At 61.8% G+C, this 15,180-nt stretch carries 22 protein-coding genes; 2 read left to right on the top strand and 20 right to left on the bottom strand.

Annotated elements, in window-relative coordinates; translation table 11 throughout:
- Positions 1-4 precede the first annotated feature (4 nt).
- Positions 5-502: a peptidase associated/transthyretin-like domain-containing protein gene (locus tag QQL76_RS09580; RefSeq protein ID WP_499207427.1), complete on the bottom strand. Its 498-nt coding sequence runs from the start codon at positions 500-502 to the stop codon at positions 5-7.
- Positions 503-732: 230 nt separating this feature from the next.
- Between QQL76_RS09580 and QQL76_RS09575 the strand changes: the two genes are divergently transcribed.
- Positions 733-1,068 (top strand): DUF982 domain-containing protein, encoded by a 336-nt coding sequence (locus QQL76_RS09575; protein ID WP_499207426.1) that lies wholly within the window; start codon positions 733-735, stop codon positions 1,066-1,068.
- Positions 1,069-1,167: 99 nt separating this feature from the next.
- Here the strand turns inward: QQL76_RS09575 and QQL76_RS09570 are convergent, their stop codons facing one another.
- From QQL76_RS09570 to greA, 11 genes are all read right to left on the bottom strand, one after another.
- Positions 1,168-1,320, bottom strand: coding sequence for a hypothetical protein (locus tag QQL76_RS09570; RefSeq protein WP_164527950.1), 153 nt, complete (start codon positions 1,318-1,320; stop codon positions 1,168-1,170).
- 215 nt (positions 1,321-1,535) lie between these two features.
- Positions 1,536-1,682, bottom strand: coding sequence for a hypothetical protein (locus QQL76_RS09565; protein WP_404862651.1), 147 nt, complete (start codon positions 1,680-1,682; stop codon positions 1,536-1,538).
- Positions 1,675-1,971 (bottom strand): hypothetical protein, encoded by a 297-nt coding sequence (locus QQL76_RS09560; RefSeq protein WP_499207425.1) that lies wholly within the window; start codon positions 1,969-1,971, stop codon positions 1,675-1,677. The genes QQL76_RS09565 and QQL76_RS09560 overlap by 8 nt, the downstream gene beginning before the upstream one ends.
- The gene (locus QQL76_RS09555; RefSeq protein WP_499207424.1) at positions 1,968-2,228 is read right to left on the bottom strand and encodes a hypothetical protein; all 261 of its coding nucleotides are present in this window, start codon (positions 2,226-2,228) and stop codon (positions 1,968-1,970) included. The genes QQL76_RS09560 and QQL76_RS09555 overlap by 4 nt, the downstream gene beginning before the upstream one ends.
- 338 nt (positions 2,229-2,566) lie before the next feature.
- The gene (locus QQL76_RS09550; protein ID WP_499207423.1) at positions 2,567-3,853 is read right to left on the bottom strand and encodes a CE1 family esterase; all 1,287 of its coding nucleotides are present in this window, start codon (positions 3,851-3,853) and stop codon (positions 2,567-2,569) included.
- Between the two features lie 35 nt (positions 3,854-3,888).
- Positions 3,889-4,266, bottom strand: a complete 378-nt coding sequence (locus QQL76_RS09545) for a CopG family transcriptional regulator (protein ID WP_499207422.1) — start codon at positions 4,264-4,266, stop codon at positions 3,889-3,891.
- A gap of 224 nt (positions 4,267-4,490) precedes the next feature.
- A complete protein-coding gene (locus QQL76_RS09540) occupies positions 4,491-4,871 on the bottom strand; it encodes a DUF6481 family protein (protein WP_499207421.1) in 381 nt (126 codons plus the stop codon).
- Between the two features lie 36 nt (positions 4,872-4,907).
- On the bottom strand, positions 4,908-5,132 hold the full coding sequence (locus tag QQL76_RS09535; protein ID WP_499207420.1) for a hypothetical protein: 225 nt from the start codon (positions 5,130-5,132) through the stop codon (positions 4,908-4,910).
- Between the two features lie 129 nt (positions 5,133-5,261).
- Positions 5,262-5,471 carry a cold-shock protein gene (locus QQL76_RS09530; protein ID WP_499207419.1) on the bottom strand — a complete coding sequence of 70 codons (210 nt, stop codon included), beginning with the start codon at positions 5,469-5,471 and terminating at the stop codon, positions 5,262-5,264.
- 227 nt (positions 5,472-5,698) lie between these two features.
- Positions 5,699-6,172, bottom strand: coding sequence for a DUF427 domain-containing protein (locus tag QQL76_RS09525; RefSeq protein WP_499208344.1), 474 nt, complete (start codon positions 6,170-6,172; stop codon positions 5,699-5,701).
- 55 nt (positions 6,173-6,227) lie between these two features.
- Complete coding sequence (gene greA, locus QQL76_RS09520) at positions 6,228-6,710, bottom strand: transcription elongation factor GreA (RefSeq protein WP_499207418.1); 483 nt, start codon at positions 6,708-6,710, stop codon at positions 6,228-6,230.
- 252 nt (positions 6,711-6,962) lie between these two features.
- On the opposite strand from greA, the gene QQL76_RS09515 reads away from it, so the two are divergent.
- Positions 6,963-7,433 carry a fasciclin domain-containing protein gene (locus tag QQL76_RS09515; RefSeq protein ID WP_404862660.1) on the top strand — a complete coding sequence of 157 codons (471 nt, stop codon included), beginning with the start codon at positions 6,963-6,965 and terminating at the stop codon, positions 7,431-7,433.
- Positions 7,434-7,509: 76 nt separating this feature from the next.
- Here the strand turns inward: QQL76_RS09515 and QQL76_RS09510 are convergent, their stop codons facing one another.
- The 8 genes from QQL76_RS09510 to QQL76_RS09475 form a co-directional block, all read right to left on the bottom strand.
- A complete protein-coding gene (locus QQL76_RS09510; protein ID WP_499207417.1) occupies positions 7,510-8,511 on the bottom strand; it encodes an acetamidase/formamidase family protein in 1,002 nt (333 codons plus the stop codon).
- Between the two features lie 39 nt (positions 8,512-8,550).
- Positions 8,551-9,267, bottom strand: coding sequence for an ABC transporter ATP-binding protein (locus tag QQL76_RS09505; protein WP_499207416.1), 717 nt, complete (start codon positions 9,265-9,267; stop codon positions 8,551-8,553).
- Positions 9,260-9,979, bottom strand: a complete 720-nt coding sequence (locus QQL76_RS09500) for an ABC transporter ATP-binding protein (RefSeq protein ID WP_126011496.1) — start codon at positions 9,977-9,979, stop codon at positions 9,260-9,262. Before QQL76_RS09500 ends, QQL76_RS09505 begins: the two co-directional genes overlap by 8 nt.
- On the bottom strand, positions 9,979-11,076 hold the full coding sequence (locus QQL76_RS09495; protein WP_499207415.1) for an ABC transporter permease: 1,098 nt from the start codon (positions 11,074-11,076) through the stop codon (positions 9,979-9,981). Before QQL76_RS09495 ends, QQL76_RS09500 begins: the two co-directional genes overlap by 1 nt.
- Complete coding sequence (locus tag QQL76_RS09490; protein WP_499207414.1) at positions 11,076-11,948, bottom strand: ABC transporter permease; 873 nt, start codon at positions 11,946-11,948, stop codon at positions 11,076-11,078. The genes QQL76_RS09495 and QQL76_RS09490 overlap by 1 nt, the downstream gene beginning before the upstream one ends.
- A 74-nt stretch (positions 11,949-12,022) precedes the next feature.
- The gene (locus QQL76_RS09485) at positions 12,023-13,267 is read right to left on the bottom strand and encodes an urea ABC transporter substrate-binding protein (RefSeq protein ID WP_425364938.1); all 1,245 of its coding nucleotides are present in this window, start codon (positions 13,265-13,267) and stop codon (positions 12,023-12,025) included.
- 33 nt (positions 13,268-13,300) lie between these two features.
- Complete coding sequence (locus QQL76_RS09480) at positions 13,301-13,954, bottom strand: ANTAR domain-containing response regulator (RefSeq protein WP_499207413.1); 654 nt, start codon at positions 13,952-13,954, stop codon at positions 13,301-13,303.
- Positions 13,951-15,153: a transporter substrate-binding domain-containing protein gene (locus QQL76_RS09475; protein WP_499207412.1), complete on the bottom strand. Its 1,203-nt coding sequence runs from the start codon at positions 15,151-15,153 to the stop codon at positions 13,951-13,953. The genes QQL76_RS09480 and QQL76_RS09475 overlap by 4 nt, the downstream gene beginning before the upstream one ends.
- Between the last annotated feature and the right edge of the window lie 27 nt (positions 15,154-15,180).

The raw sequence follows: 15,180 nt of genomic DNA, 5'->3' as shown, positions 1-15,180 counted from the left end.
CGGATCAAGCCGGCTGAAGAACGAAATCCGCGCTGAGGCTCGTATCGCTGGCGCTTGCCATCACGGGTCGCAGGAAGACCGTCTCGAACGCCTCGTCGTCATAGGCCAGATGGCCGTGGGGCTGGCCGAAAACGGGCACGATCTGCGGCATTTCCAGCCGGAACGTCCCGTCGGCGGCCGTCAGTGTGGCGCCATGGCTATGCGGATCGTTCTCGCGGCCCTCTGTCGTGTGGGCCCAGATCTGGATGCGGATGCCTTCCAGAGGCGCACCATCGCCGGCCCGGCGCACGGTGCCCGTCATCCAGAAGCCGCCGCCGCCAATGCGCTCGACGATCGGAGCGCCGGGCAAGTAATTGTTGGCGCCGCCGCGCATCGTCTGCGTCGGCGCAAGACCTTGCGCGCGTGCCGGGACTGTCAAACCGGGCAACCCGGGCATGGCCATTGCACCAGCGGCAGCGCCGGCAAGAACGAGAGTACGACGGGTGATGGGATACAGCGTCATCGAAGGTCTTCCTTCTCGGATCGTTGGGCTCCGTGAGCCAGGAAGCGCTTGGGCGTTGTCGGCAAAGGTAGTTTTTCACGCCGCTCGGAGCAATCACGGCGAAGGCAAGCGCAGCCACGATTTCGTGATGGCCGGCATTACTGCAGATGTGAGGTGCGGGGCTTTGTCGGTGTTTCTGCGCGGATCCTGACAATCGTTCCGCAATCATGATCGCTTGAAAGCCTGGCCGCGTGGTGTCGCACAACACGAACGCCCTATTTCCTCGCTTATTGGTTCGGACTGCCGTAAGAGCGGGCATGCAAAAAGATCAATTCGACACCCCCATCATCGTCAAGGTGGATGCGGCGGGCACTTTGCTCACGCTCAAAACCGCCCGCGATACCTCCGAATTTCTGCTCAACCAATGGCCGGGCAAGCGCACCGAGAAGCATCGTGCCGCCATCCAGGCCTGCTCCGATGTGGTGAACGCCGGCAAACCTCCGATGGGCGCGCGTCGAGCATTTGTCGCCGCGGCCCGCGAAGCAGGCGTTTTCGTCGATCCTAAGACGATGCCCGCTTCGAGCTGAAGTTGCGGTCTATACCGCAGCGCTTCATCGTTCTCAGTTTTTGACAAGCTGTGTTCGTTCAAGAGCAGTGCAGCGGTGTCCGCTTCACCTGGAACCGCTCTAGTCCTCGGATTGCTCGTCTGATCCGGTTGCGGTTCCATCCCCATCCCGCGTCTTGGCGGCTGCCTTTGCAGCGAGCTTCTCCGCCTTCTTGTTCGCCTTCGCGCGGTCGCGTTCCTGACGTTCGTGATTGTAGTTCGGCGCTCTGGGCATTTCATCGTCTCCTTATAACGTCCTGCGCACGATCATCTCGTAGGCAATGCAATGCAATGCGTGCGGGCATGCGAGCTGCAGTCATGGCCGGAAAGCCACTGCAGTGCGGTATCTGCTCGTTCTGGAGCAAAGCCTCATCGCCATTCCTGACCTCGCACGACGACGACCCGCGGCATCAGCAGCGGGCTTGGCGTCGGCGGAAAAATGTTGGCGATCTAGCCTTTCGACTTCTTGGCGGTCGCACCAGCGCCGGAAGCCGTCTTCATCTGGCTGCCGAACGTGCTTTCGGTCTTCGGAGCAGCCGATTTGTCTTTCTTCGGCTTCCTGATTTCCTTGTTGCTCTTCATCTGTCCCTTAGCCATGTCCGAAGGTCCTTTCACTGAGCGTTGATGTGTTCTGCTGGTCGGCCGCCGCTTCGATATCGTCCTGCGTCACAACACGTTCATGGCGCTCTTCGTCGTTGCGAATGCGGTACTGCAGGGAATTTCCACGGGGCGGAAGCGTGGCGGTGACGTGATAGGTGGTGGCGGGCGTCTGCGAGCGCGCAAGGCCGCTCTTGATCTGAACGACTTGCCCGATCACGAAGCGATGCGCCGCGACCTGTCTTTGCACCTGACGGGCCTGTGGCCGCCCGATCGATGGAGTTGTCATGGTTGCTGATCCTTGTGTTGCATTGCTTCGAGGGCGGCCGGATCGACCGGGACCATTTGTTGTGTGGCCCCATTTATCCCGATAGCAGGGAGATGAATGAATGCGCCGACACGGCGCCATGCAAGCCTGGAGCCCGCTTCGAGCAGTTCCTCGTCATAGTCGACACGGTACTGGCCGGCTGGCTGGACGGCATCGAAACCGGGCAGCCTGAAAGGCGCCTCGAAGCGGAAGACGGTCTGGCTGGTGCGCGTTGTCATGAAACCGTTTCTCCGCATTGGCACGCGTTTGCTGCCAAGTTTTCGCGCCGTACCTGTCATTCGCCGATAAGAATGCACCGACGTTTCGCAAGGCTTCCGTAGCAACGGCGCATATGGCGACGTCGGACGGAGGGGCGCGCTTCAAGCTGTCGAAAATTCGGAGGAAATCGGCAGCCCAATGAGGTCGGCACTGCGGAAGCCAAAGTGGCCAAATCTGCGAAACCTCACCATGCGCCTCTATTGCGTTTCAATCAAGGCGCATGGTCGATCTGTAAGGGCTATAACACGCGTTTACAGGCAATTTCCGAGGCTGAGGGACGCGGAGAAAGCGTCGCCGGTCAGCGAGACGCATGCAGGAAGAACCGGACCATTTCGCGCGACGCATCAGGCCCCTTCGGATCGGCGTAAGAACCCCTTGCATCGCCACCGGACCACGCATGCCCGGCGCCATCAATCATCCAGTATTCCGCAACGATCCGCCCCGCCCCGTCCCTCACCACCTTGCGCTCGAAGCTTCGACCGTCGCTGGAGCTACCATGGGAAGACTGAGCGTCTTGGCTTTCCATTCGCGATGTCGCCATGGCCATGATGCGCTCCGCATTGGACACATGAACCGTGTGATCTGACCGCCCCTGAAAGACGATGGTGCGAACGAATTGTGCGGTCGGGGCGGAGTTCCTGGAGACCGTCGGCGCTCGGCCGGCATCACCGTGCATCGCGGCAAAGGCTGAAACGACATCGTTGGCCGAACCATGGGCGAGGCCGGAATGAACGCCGATAGCCGCAAAGACATCGGGATAAGTCTCACCCATGATGGCAGCCATTGCGCCTCCGGCGGAAAGACCGGCGATGAAGGTGCGATCGCGACCCACCCCGAATTCCTTGGCGATCTCCTGCGTCAGGCCTGCGAGGATGGCAGGCTCGCCCCGGTCTCGCATCTGGTCGCCCGGGCGGAACCAGTTCCAGCAGGACGAGGCGTTATGGCTGGATGTCTGGCCGGGATAGACCACGATCAGGCCTTCCTCTTCCGCCAAAGCGTTCATGCCGGTGCCAATGGCAAAATCATCGGGATCTTGCTTGCAGCCATGCAGCATCACGATCAGCCCGTTCGGCGCACCGGACAGCGAAGCGGGACGGTAGAGTTTGTAGGTCCGCGTGCCAGCCCTGCATGAAAACGACCGCGTTTCGAAAGCCGCACCAGCCGGAATTTGCACCGAGACCCTTGCCTGACCTCCGAGCGGTGCGAATGCGCTGGAGAGGTCGGGAGAACCCAAGCCCGCTTTCCCGTCGCGCAACACGCGCAGCGTATCGGCAAGAGGCATTCTCATCCGCGGCGCGCTTGCAGCGCTCGGTGCTGCCGAAAAAGGAGCTGCGGCGGCCGGCTGCGCAGGCTTGGGCGTCGATACCGCTTCAGGTTCGATGATTTCGGCGTTCGGATCGGCCTTGAATCGTGTACGTGCGCTTTGGGTGGCGGCGGGGACGATCTCGGCTTTGGTCTCGCCACTGGTCGGACTGCTCGAGCGGCCGGCAAGCGCCGCCTGGATGATGCGGGTCGCTTCGGTCAGATTGGCCGCCCGCGTGTGCTCCGTTGCCTGGCGCATGGCCGCGGCGAAAATCTCGTTCATGGTGCTGGCCTTTTTTCCACGGTGGCGACGCGCGCCTACCGGATACGGTCCGCCAAGGCGGCCTTGAGCTTGGCACTGGCTTGAAGAGCACCCAGCACCGTTATCGATCCGATCGTCGCCAAGGCGAGATCCGGGGTGACGTCATCGGCAATGCGAACCAGGCCGATAACCTTGATATGGAGCCGTTCCCCTTCGGCCCTCGCCGCTTCGAGCGCGGCCTTGTCGAAGACGCGCAGCCCCAGTTCCAGCGTGTGCCGCTCGATCGTCTGCGCCACGGTGCTGTGATGCACCTCGATCTGATTGCGGATCGCGGTGCGGATGAAATCGGCGCGGTTGGAATAGAACCCTTCCCGCACGAGCAGATCGATCCGCCCCAGGTCGACATAGCCCAGATTGACGGTGATCTTCTCCATCTCACCGGACTTTTCATTGGCAGTGCTAGCGCGCTTGGGCATGGTTAACATCCTTCTGGATGTTATGTGGATGGCCTGAAGATGGTTTGCAAGGGGAGGCATTGCGCGGCGTCGGATTTTGATCGCTGTATGCACACAGCTTGCGGTGATATCCGCACATAAAAAAACACCTCGAGGCCAACTGCTGGCCTCGAGGTGTTTCGAAAACTGGATGGAAAGTCCGTCTAGCGCTGGCGCGCCTTGCGGTTGGCATAGCGCCGGTCGCGCTCGGCCTTCCGTGCAGCCTCGTCTTCGAACACGCGCGCGATGCGATCTTTCTCGGCCTTCTCGCGGGCTTCGGCCTCTGCATTGGCCAGTGCCTCGGCTTCTGCCTGACGGGCGGCCGCTTCGGCTTCGATGCGTTCCTTTTCTTCCCGCTTCAGGCGCTCGCGCTCAGCCTTACGCTCTTCGCGCGCGGCGGCGATCGCAAGCCGCTCAGCCTGCTTTTCCTTCAGGTTCGGCTCAGCTGCAGCCTTTATGGCGCGGTGTGCTTCGAGAAGGGCCGCCTTTGCCTTGTTGGCAGCCTCGCGGCGGTCTGCGAGATCATTGCTTCTGCTGTTCTTCAAAATCTTTGTTCCGTCGAATGTGTCGTTGTCGGCCTGTCAGGCCTTTTTGCCGCTCTTCTTGGGAGTTTCACTCGCCTTCGCAGCGAGATCCTGCATCTCTTTTTCCAAGCGGGCCTTCTTCAGTCGTGCCGTTTTCTGCTCGCGCGCCTCAACGGCGGTGTCGAGCTCTTCCACGACGCGAGTCTTACCAAGCGAATGCGAACGCGCCTTGTCAAAGGCGATCTCGGCCTGTTGGCGAGACTTGGAGAAGATCTGTGTCATGATCGTCGAATTCCCGTGTGGCGGTCAATCAGCGGCACAAAAAAAGGCCAGGCAAATTGCCTGACCTCGTCGGTGTCATGCTTTCAACAATGCCAGTACATCCGTGGTCAAAGGAACGCGGACCCCGAATTAAGCAGCCTGCAGGTTGCAAGCCGACATCTTACCCGACTTCTTGTCGCGCTCCAGATCGTAAGCCAGCTTCTGGCCTTCGACGATTTCGCGCATGCCAGCGCGCTCGACAGCCGAAATGTGGACGAACGCATCGGCGCCGCCATCGTCAGGCTGAATGAAGCCGAAGCCCTTGGTGGAATTGAACCATTTTACTGTGCCAGTGGTCATGATGAACCCTTTCATAGCGTATTGCGATACCGCAACGCAGATGCGCTGCGGAGGAGAACGATTTTTGAAAGGGAGATCCGTTGAGAACGCGGTGCCAATCGCGCGATAACCAAAGCTCGGCAAGCAAATATCGATGTCCGGAAGATAGACGGTAGATCGCCGTTTGTCAACTTTTGGTTTTCAAGACGGCAAATCTGTAAATTCTGGTTGTACCGCCGAACGAATACCTACCAATGCGTTGTGCCGGGCGCGCCTTTGATCCGACCATCCAGGTTGGACGTGACCCAGCCACCATAGAAATTGCCGGGCTGCGGCACGACGCGTTCCGATCCGACCCAGGCTTCATCCATGAGACCGGCATAGAAAGCGGCAAAGCCGGCGATGGCTTTGAAGCGGTCCGTCGGACGATCATAGGCCCATGCGGCCTTCAAGGCGATCTTGTCGCCGGCGATGACGTCGAAATACCGGGCAGACCCCTTCCACTCGCAGAAGCTTTGACCGGCAGCTGGGCGCAGCGTCGCCGTCACGTCGTCGGGCGGAATATAATAGGTGGGCGCGTGATGCGTTTCCAGCACGCGCATTGCCCGGTTCGTATCCGCAACGACTGCGCCGCCGAGACGGATCAGGATCCGCTGGGGCACAGGCTGGAGCGCCGGAGGACGAGGATAAGATTGAACGTTTTCGCGCGGGAGATCGGTCATCCCGCCTATATTGGGCGGCACGCGCGGCCATCAATGGGAGCGGGAACCCTCTCGGCTAGGCGATCGCGATGATCTCGAGCTCATCCTTGCCCAGTTGCGCAACGTCGCCGACGCTTTTGCCGAACAATGCCAACGCAACCGGCGAACCATGCGAGATTGTGCCTTTCGCGGGATCGGCCTCATCCTCGCCCACGATGCGGTAGCTTTGCGTGCGACCATCGTCGCGCTCGAAGGTCACGGTGTGACCGAAGGCCACCACATCAGCGTTCGCCGGTGGTGGTGTCAGCTGCGCGGTTCTCAGGCGTTCGGAGAAATACCGCAGATCGCGCGCAGGCACCGCCGTCTGCCTTCGGCGCTCATTGATGTCGTCGAGCGCGTTGGCCGCATCGAGAGCCTGCTGCGCTTCCGCATAAGCGTTCTGCAGCATCTTCAGACCCTCTTCGGTCACAAGATTGATGCGGTCCGAGATCGGCCGGGCGGGCAGCACGGTTTCCGATGCAGCCTCGGCACTTTCTTCCTTGACGAATGCGACGCTCATGACGGCACCTGAACCGGTTCGGATCGACTTGGGCTCATAACAGAGTTGATCGGCATAACCGACAGGATCCTCCAAAGTTCACTGCCCGCTCTGCAACTGCATGACATTTTTTTGGCAATCCGGATCAAAAATGGCTGACACAGACGTGATGGCGGATCGCGGTATCGGCCCAAACCAGCCCGTTCAAAGGCTCGTAACGGTGGCCAGAGACGACCATGAAGGTCGCTCCCAACCACAGACGAGGACCTCGCTATGCTGAAGACCCTGCTCATTGCCGGTGCAACCGCCATCACGATGACGACGTCGACCTTGGCCGCCGACATCGTCGACACCGCCGCAGAAGCCGGCACGTTCACGACGCTGATCGCCGCAGTCGAAGCAGCCGGACTGGTCGATACCCTGAAGGGCGAAGGTCCGTTCACCGTGTTTGCACCGACGGACGAAGCCTTCGCGGCCCTGCCCGAAGGCACGGTCGAAAACCTGCTGCTCGAGGAAAACCGCGACCAGCTGGTGTCGATCCTGACCTATCACGTGGTCCCGGGCGCAGTCGCCTCGTCAGACCTGACGGAAGGCATGACCGCTGCGACCGTCGAAGGCAGCGATGTGACCTTCACGCTCGAGGGCGGCGCGAAAGTCAATGAAGCCAACATCACCCAGGCAGACATCGCAGCCGACAATGGCGTCATTCACGTGATCGACGCCGTGATCATGCCAGGCATGTAATCGCTCTCGGCACGCGCATATCAAGCGGCCGGGCCTGATCTGTATCGGGTCCGGCCGTCATCTATTCTGGGTTTGCCTAGCCCTGATAAGGGCCGGCGATCGATTTGAGGATCGAGGCACCCATCGTGTATTTGGGGTCCACCATGTTGCCGAGGCGCATGCGGCCGCACTGGGTCAGCAGCATGTAGGCATCGAGTTCCTCGAAGCCGAAATCGGCTGCGAGCCAACGGGTGAGTTCACGGTAGGCCTGGCGCGCCGCGTCCTCGAGCGGGCGCGACGAACCGATGGTCATGTAGAACTGCTCGTTCTCAAGACGCGGGGTCTTGATCGTCCAGCCTTTGATCAGGTCCACCTGGATCGTCGTCACGGTCGGGTGCTCGACCGCGACGCCGCACAGCTCGCCGTCGCCCTGAGCCGCATGGCAGTCACCGAGATAGAGATAGGCGCCCTTGGTGTTGACCGGCAGATAAACGACCGCGCCGGGTGCGACATCCGGCAGATCCATGTTGCCGCCGTAGTAGTCCGGGACGAGCGAGGAAATCGCCTCGATTTCGGGCGATGTGCCGATGGTTCCGATGAACGGCTCGTAGGGCAGCGTGATACGGTCGTTCCACTTCACGCCCTTCTCCGCATCGACGTGGAGCTTCTTCACGCGCTCCGGCAAGGGCGGGTTGAGCATGGCGGTGTCGCCGGTCGAAACGAGACCGCCGAATTCCGGCAGCAGCACGGTGGTGCCCGACGGCTGCTCGCCCCGCGGCTTGATCTCCTTGATGTAGACGGCGAGCGTGTCGCCCTTTTCGGCACCCTCGACGTAGATCGGCCCGTTCTGGGGGTTGAGATAGGGAAAGTTCAGAATCTCGGACGGCTTGTCGGTCTCATGCTTGATCTTGCCCTCGAACGCATCATGCGTTTCAGCCGAGATGACGGCGCCTGGCTGGACGTGCAGCTTCGGCTCGACGAAAGCGCCGTAGACATAGTGATAGATGCCCTGCTCCGCCTCGGTGATGGTGTGGTGCTCGCCGGGCTTCCCCTTGGCGACGGCCTTCCGTGCCATGATGGACTCGTCAAACCAGCTCATTGGCGTCCTCCTTCAGACTGCTTTTCTCGTTCAATTCGTTCACACCGCCAGATAGCGCCGCACCGTTTCGCGGCTATCCAGCATCTGGGGCGTCAGTTCGGCCGTGATGCGGCCCTTGTCCATGACGTAGCAGCGCTGCGCCATTGCTCGGATCATGTCGATGTTCTGTTCGACGAAGGCGATGGCGACGCCAGTCGACCGATTGAGTTCGACGGCGATGCGGGCAATGTCCTGCACGATGGATGGCTGGATGCCTTCCGACGGCTCGTCGAGCAGGATCAGCGACGGGCGCCCGACAAGCACCCGACCGATCGCCAATTGCTGCTGCTGGCCACCGGAAAGCGTTCCCGCGCGCTGGGTGCGACGTTCGGCCAGGATCGGGAAATACTGGTAGATCTCGTCGTAGATCGCCGGGTCCACCTTCGCGCCCGGCGCGATCGACGCGCCGACCTTCAGGTTTTCCTCCACCGTCATGCGCGGGAAGACATCGCGGCCCTGCGGCACGTAGCCGATGCCGAGGCGCGCACGCTTGTGCGCCGGCAGCTTCCGGATATCCGTATCCCCAAAGGTGATGCCGCCCTTGAAGCTCGGCAGCAAGCCGATCAGGCTCTTCATCAGCGTCGACTTGCCGACGCCGTTGCGGCCGATGACGGCGACGATCTCGCCTTTGCCTATCGCAAGATCGACACCCTGCAGCACGGGCTTGCCGCCATATCCGGCCCAGAGGCTGTCGGTCTTCAGAAGAATGTCAGTCATGGTGGCCCTCGCCGAGATAGATCGCCGCGACGCGCTCATCGGCAACGATGTCGTCAATCGTGCCCTGGGCGAAGATACGGCCGAAATGCAGGACCGTGACGCGCTGCGCGATCTGCCGTACGAACGCCATGTCGTGTTCTACGGCCAGAACCGTCACACCATCGGCGTTCAACCTCTGCACCATCTCGCCGGTCGCGAAAGTCTCGTCCGGCGTCATGCCGGCGGTCGGTTCGTCGAGCAGCAGAAGTTTCGGCTTGAGGCTGATCGCCATGCCGATCTCGAGCCACTGCTTCTGGCCGTGGCTGAGATTCCCGGCAAGCTGATCGGCAGCGTCGGTCAGGTTCAGGAACTCGAGAAGACGATCGATTTCCTCACCGAGCGAATGGCCTTCGAGATGGTGCTGAAGGGCGATTTCCAGATTCTGGCGCACCTTGAGCGCCTTGAAGATGCCGGGCACCTGGAACTTGACGCTGATGCCCTTGCGGATGCGCTGGAACGGCTTGGCCGTCGTGATGTCGGTGCCATCGTAGTGGATCGTTCCGCTGGAGGGCAGATGCTCGCCGAGGATCAGGCGGAAAAGCGTCGACTTGCCTGCCCCGTTCGGGCCGATCAGACAATGGATCTCGCCCGGCTGCAGATCGAAGTTCACGTCGTTGGTGACGTGCAGCCCGCCGAAATGCTTGTTGAGACCGCTGGTCTGCAGAAGCGCCATCAGACCGCCTCCCCTTTTTGCGACCGCGCCCTCAGTCGCGCCGGCAGCTTGGCGATGGCGGCGATGATGCCTTCCGGCGCGACGAGCACGGTCACGACCAGCAGCGCACCCATCACGATCAGCGCATATTGGCTGCCGTAGATGGTCAGCGCCTGGAAGCCGCCGAGCACCACAAGCGTGCCGACCAGCGTCGCCGTCAGATCGGAGCGACCGCCGACTGCAACCCACACGATGGGAAGTGCTGCTGCCGTAATGCTCATGCTGGAGGGCGTGATGTACTGCCCCCAGGCCGTGTAAAGCACACCGGACAGGCCGGCGAGCATGGCGCCGATGACGAAGGCGCCGAGCTGATATTTGCGGATATCGTAGCCGAGCATTTCGGCCCGCTCGGGGTTCTCGCGGATCGCCACGAGCACGTTGCCGAAGCGCGAATTCACCAGCATGCGCAGGCCGAGATAGACGAGAACGACGAGACCCAGCACCACGTAGTAGAGCGTGACGTCCGGATAGAGCACGATGTCGCCGGACGGCCATGGGATGGTGAGCGGCGGCATGCCGCTCATGCCGTTATACCCGTTGAGCCGGGCCGAGCCGATCGCCCATTGCGGCCCTGCCGTCTGGGCCATGAACCGCTCGAAGACGAGCGTGATCGACAGCGTCACGATGCCGAGGAAGACGCCTGTGATGCGTCCGAAGAACAGGAAGTAGCCGATGAGCGCCGCCAGCGCCCCGGCAACCAGCATTGCAAGCAAAAGGGCAACGAGCGTGAAGCCGTATTCCGCACCGATATTGATGGTCAGCACGCCATAGGTGTAGCCGGCAAGACCGAAGAACGCGGTCTGCCCGAAGGAGAGCGCGCCGCCATATCCCCAGATCAGGCTAAGCCCCATGGCCATGAAGGTCCATGTGAAGAAGTAGACCGTGTTGCCGACGGTGTACCCGTCGGAAAAGAGCGGATAGGCGGATGCCAGGGCGACCACGATGAGGAAGCCTGCCCAGAAGCCGGGGCCTCGCCCCATCGTCTGCGGACCTTCCAGCCGGCTGAATGCGGCGGCAAGGCGTGAGCGCCGCCGGGGTTGCACGTCACTGAGCGTCATCAGGCACGTTCCTTGAGAATGAAGCCGGAAATGCCGCGTGGCAGCAGCCGGATGACGATGACCACGGCAATGAGAAGCGCGATTTGTCCAAAGAGCTGGCCTTGCCAGGATGTCATGCCGGCTTTCACCACCGCGAGGACGACGGCGGCCGGAGCCGTGCCGAGGAAGACATCCGCGCCACCGACGACCACCGTGACGAAGGCTTCGACGATGAAGGTCGCGCCCATGGTGGGCACCATCGTCATGGTCGGCGCGTAGAGGCCGCCGGTCAGGCCCGCGAGTGCTGCGCCGAGACCGAAGGTCAGCGCATAGACGTGCCGGGTGTTGACGCCGAGGCCTTCAGCCATGTGCGGCACCTGGATGGTCGCGCGGGCGAGGATGCCGAAGCGCGTCTTGTTGAACAGCAGGTAGAGCCCGCCCAGCACGGCCAGCGCTGCGAAAATGAGGACGATGCGGTAAGTCGAGAAGGACAAATTGCCGACGACGAACGAACCGAGCGGCGTTCCGACGCCCTGCATGGTGGATCCCAGCACGATGAGCGTGCCCTGCGTCGCGATCAGGCTAACGCCCCAGGTGGCCACGATCGTGTCGAGCGGCCGGCCGTAGAGATGGCGGATCACCAGGCGCTCCAGCGCAATGCCGATGATGCCTGCCACGAGCGATCCCAGAAGAATGGAAAGCGGCAAGGGTATGCCTGCGCGTGTCGCCATCACGGTCACATAGGCGCCGCACATGATGAATTCGCCATGGGCGAGATTGATGACGCCCATCATGCCGAAGATGATGGCGAGCCCGCAGGCCGACAGCACCAGAAAGGCGAAGGCGTCGCCGAACTGGTAGAAGGCGGCAAAGATTGAAGTGAGAAATTCCATGAACTGACACGTCCCAAACGGCCTGGAGGCAGGTCACGGCCCGGCGATGGGATGCCGGGCCGCTTTTCAAGCGATCAGTTCGCGGCAGTCGGAGGGCTCGACGGCGTGTACTGCTCGCTCGGGTCGCTGACCGTCAGGTCACAACCGGCATCGCCAAGCCAGTATGGCTTGATGTCTTCCCACACGGTCGGGAAGGAGATGGAGTGGTCCTCCTCTACCTTGGCCAGATAGATCGTGTGGGACATGTGCTGGCTCTTCGGGTCGATGCAGACATTGCCGGACGGACCGTCGAAGCAGACATCGCCTTCAGCGATCACGGAGCGCAATTCTTCGCGATCGGTCGAGCCTTCGGCGCGTTCCACCATCTGCTTGTAGAGATTGAGCGCGATGTAGGAGTTGGCCGCTTCCTGGTTGATGTAGGGCTCATCCGGGAACTTGGCGCGGAAGCGCTCGAGGAAGTCCGCGCTTGCGGGCGTGTCGACTTCTTCGATGTAGTTCGTCGTCACGAACATGTTGGCGAGCGACGGCGGCGTGAAGCGCTTGTGCTCATAGCCCTGGCCCACGTTGACCGACGATGCCATAGGCAGGCCGAGATTGGCCGAAGCAGCCTGTTCGTAATAGGAGGCCTGCGCGGTGCCAACGAGTAGCGTCACGACGAAGTCCGGCTGAGCCGCCTGGATGTTCTGGATGGTCTGCGAGAACTGCGAGACGCCGAGCGGAATGAACTCTTCGCCTGCCATGGTGCCGCCGTTCTCGGCGACGATGTTGCGGACCCATTCGGCCGAGATCTGACCGAAATTGTAGTCGGCGGCGATCGTGTAGACGTTCGGGCCGAACTCTTCCATCATCCACGGAATGAGCGTCGAGAACTGCTGCTCGGGCACTGCGCCTGTGACCACCATGTTCGCGTCGCAGACACCGCCCTCATACTGGTTGTTGTAGAAGGCGAAGCCGTCGAACTGGTTGACGATCGGCCGGTAGGCCTCGCGCGAAGCGGACGAGAAGCCGGCGAAGACCACATCCACCTGGTCGCGCTGCAGCACGCGGCGCATGAATTCCTGGTAACGCGTGTTGTCGGACTGCGTGTCGTAGATGACCAGTTCGATCGGGCGGCCGGCAATGCCGCCGGCCTCGTTGATCTCTTCGGCGGCAAGTTCGATCGCGTGCACCTTGACCATCGTCGCGGCGGCAAAATCGCCCGACTGATCCTCGAGCACGCCGACCTTGATCGGCTCGCCTTCCTGGGCCAGCGCCGCGGTGGGCAAATGCCCTGAAATCAAGGCGAGCGAACCCGCCGCCGCGAATGCGACGTTTTTCATTCTTCCATTCATTTACAGTCTCCTCTTGGGGTTTTACGTCGCGATCTCGCGCCTTCTGTCGGGGCTTGAATCGCGCGGGTTCACCATCGCCCGCATCTGGACGAAGTGTTCGCTGAAGTCTTCCACGCTCACGCGGTTGCGCATGCTCATCCGGCGAAGCCTTGCGTAGGCTTCGTCGTCGTCCACATTGTCGGACCGCATGATTTCGATGACCGCCTTGATGACGGAGCGGCGCTGGCGCCGCCGCGTTTCATGCGTTTCCAGGCACTGTTCGAGTGTCTGCTTGCGGTTGAACGCGTTCACGCCGAGCACCAGTGCGGAATAGACCGTCGCGCCATGGACGGGCTTGCGGAGATAGGCACTGGCGCCCATCTGCACGAGCTGCCGCAGGCGGCTGGGCGCCTCGACGCCGATGAGGCCAACCACCGGCACGATCGGGTTTTCTCCGACCGTGGTGACGGGAATGTCGAGCGGGCTGTCGAGATCGCCGTCGACGAAGAGAATGTCCCGCCCTGCTTCAAGCGTCTCTGCGCCCAGACTGGCCTTGTCGCCGTCCAGCACCGCATAGGAGACCGACAGGCCGAGCTTCATCAAAGTGCGTTCGAGCATGTCGAGTGCGCGGGCATCGCGCGATACGATGGTCGCCCGGCATTGACTGAAATTCTGCACGAAGCGGGGGGCGGTCATGGCACAATCCTCAAATGCGGCCTCAGATTGGGCCTTTGGTTGGGCCTTGCGGATCGTTCTTGAGGTGAAACGGCGGGAGCTTGCTGCAGGGGCTGCGACGCGCGCACCATGTAGGGGTCAGGCCGCACGGCCGCGCGCGCTTCCGCAACGATGTCGAAGGCGCCGTCGGCTCGCGACCGGCCGAGGCGCGGCGTGAGGAAGGCGTGATGGGTCTCGCGGTCAATCGCGACCCGGCCCTGTGGCGCCTGCATGGCGAGACCTGCCACGGCGGCGTAGACGTCGCCACACGCCTCCGATCCGGCAATCGCAAGTGCCTTGGCGAGCAAATGGGTTGCGATGTAAGCCGCCTCGCCTTCAGCAGAGATCGCCGGCCCTTGCGGGAACCGAGCGCGATAATTTTCGACGAAGCGCCTGTTTTCCGCGCTTTCAAGCGTGGCGAAATAGACGCTGGAGCTCAGATGGCCGTCACGGCAATCAACGGCGATCTCAGACAGGTCGGGTTCGGAGAGATTGCAGCTTGCGACCGGGTAGCGGGCGACCTGGTCGATGCCGCGCTCGACGCAGGCGCGGCGGAATTTCTCGAAAAAGGCGTAGGCCGAGCCGCCGATCAGCGTGTTGAACACGAAGTCCGGTTCGCTGTCGAAGATCATGTCGATCACCTGGTCGACATCGCATTCGCCGACGGCCAGGTAACGCTCCGCAATGGTGACGCCGCCCTTGGCGTGGATGCAGTCGCGCAGGATGCGGTTGCTTTCCCAGGCCCAAATGTAGTTCGAACCGACGCAGAACGCCCGGGCGCCGTGATTGTCGATCAGGTAGTCCACCAGCGGCGACATATGGTGATTGGGTGCGGCACCGGTGTAGACGACGTTGGTCGAGCTCTCGAAGCCTTCGTAATGGGTCGGATACCACAGCAGCGCATCGTGCTTCTCGACGAGCGGAATGACCTCCTTGCGGCTCGACGAGGTGTAGCAGCCAACGATATGGCGCACCCCATCGTCGATCATCGTCTGGGCCGCATCCGCATAGGCTGCCGGCTGCCCGGCCGGATCGCGGTGCACAGGCTCGAGCCGTATGGCGCCATCGGCGTTCACTTCGGCGCAGGCGAGCAACGCCCCGTTCAGCATGGAGCGTCCGACGGTGCCATAGGTACCCGTCGTCGAGACAAGTATGCCAATCGGATATGTCGGAACCGTCATTCGCATTCCCAAAAACAAAATAGCCCG

It is taken from the genome of Rhizobium albus (assembly GCA_030160035.1).
GTDB classification, from domain to species: domain Bacteria; phylum Pseudomonadota; class Alphaproteobacteria; order Rhizobiales; family Rhizobiaceae; genus Georhizobium; species Georhizobium albus.
This window is presented reverse-complemented; position numbering and strand designations above follow the sequence as displayed.

Coding starts and splice junctions, on each gene's coding strand:
- QQL76_RS09580 (WP_499207427.1), bottom strand. CDS start 502: ATGACGCTGTATCCCATCACCCGTCGTACTCTCGTTCTTGCCGGCGCT.
- QQL76_RS09570 (WP_164527950.1), bottom strand. CDS start 1,320: ATGCCCAGAGCGCCGAACTACAATCACGAACGTCAGGAACGCGACCGC.
- QQL76_RS09565 (WP_404862651.1), bottom strand. CDS start 1,682: ATGGCTAAGGGACAGATGAAGAGCAACAAGGAAATCAGGAAGCCGAAG.
- QQL76_RS09560 (WP_499207425.1), bottom strand. CDS start 1,971: ATGACAACTCCATCGATCGGGCGGCCACAGGCCCGTCAGGTGCAAAGA.
- QQL76_RS09555 (WP_499207424.1), bottom strand. CDS start 2,228: ATGACAACGCGCACCAGCCAGACCGTCTTCCGCTTCGAGGCGCCTTTC.
- QQL76_RS09550 (WP_499207423.1), bottom strand. CDS start 3,853: ATGAACGAGATTTTCGCCGCGGCCATGCGCCAGGCAACGGAGCACACG.
- QQL76_RS09545 (WP_499207422.1), bottom strand. CDS start 4,266: ATGGAGAAGATCACCGTCAATCTGGGCTATGTCGACCTGGGGCGGATC.
- QQL76_RS09535 (WP_499207420.1), bottom strand. CDS start 5,132: ATGACACAGATCTTCTCCAAGTCTCGCCAACAGGCCGAGATCGCCTTT.
- QQL76_RS09530 (WP_499207419.1), bottom strand. CDS start 5,471: ATGACCACTGGCACAGTAAAATGGTTCAATTCCACCAAGGGCTTCGGC.
- QQL76_RS09525 (WP_499208344.1), bottom strand. CDS start 6,172: ATGACCGATCTCCCGCGCGAAAACGTTCAATCTTATCCTCGTCCTCCG.
- greA (WP_499207418.1), bottom strand. CDS start 6,710: ATGAGCGTCGCATTCGTCAAGGAAGAAAGTGCCGAGGCTGCATCGGAA.
- QQL76_RS09515 (WP_404862660.1), top strand. CDS start 6,963: ATGCTGAAGACCCTGCTCATTGCCGGTGCAACCGCCATCACGATGACG.
- QQL76_RS09510 (WP_499207417.1), bottom strand. CDS start 8,511: ATGAGCTGGTTTGACGAGTCCATCATGGCACGGAAGGCCGTCGCCAAG.
- QQL76_RS09505 (WP_499207416.1), bottom strand. CDS start 9,267: ATGACTGACATTCTTCTGAAGACCGACAGCCTCTGGGCCGGATATGGC.
- QQL76_RS09500 (WP_126011496.1), bottom strand. CDS start 9,979: ATGGCGCTTCTGCAGACCAGCGGTCTCAACAAGCATTTCGGCGGGCTG.
- QQL76_RS09495 (WP_499207415.1), bottom strand. CDS start 11,076: ATGACGCTCAGTGACGTGCAACCCCGGCGGCGCTCACGCCTTGCCGCC.
- QQL76_RS09490 (WP_499207414.1), bottom strand. CDS start 11,948: ATGGAATTTCTCACTTCAATCTTTGCCGCCTTCTACCAGTTCGGCGAC.
- QQL76_RS09485 (WP_425364938.1), bottom strand. CDS start 13,267: ATGAAAAACGTCGCATTCGCGGCGGCGGGTTCGCTCGCCTTGATTTCA.
- QQL76_RS09480 (WP_499207413.1), bottom strand. CDS start 13,954: ATGACCGCCCCCCGCTTCGTGCAGAATTTCAGTCAATGCCGGGCGACC.
- QQL76_RS09475 (WP_499207412.1), bottom strand. CDS start 15,153: ATGACGGTTCCGACATATCCGATTGGCATACTTGTCTCGACGACGGGT.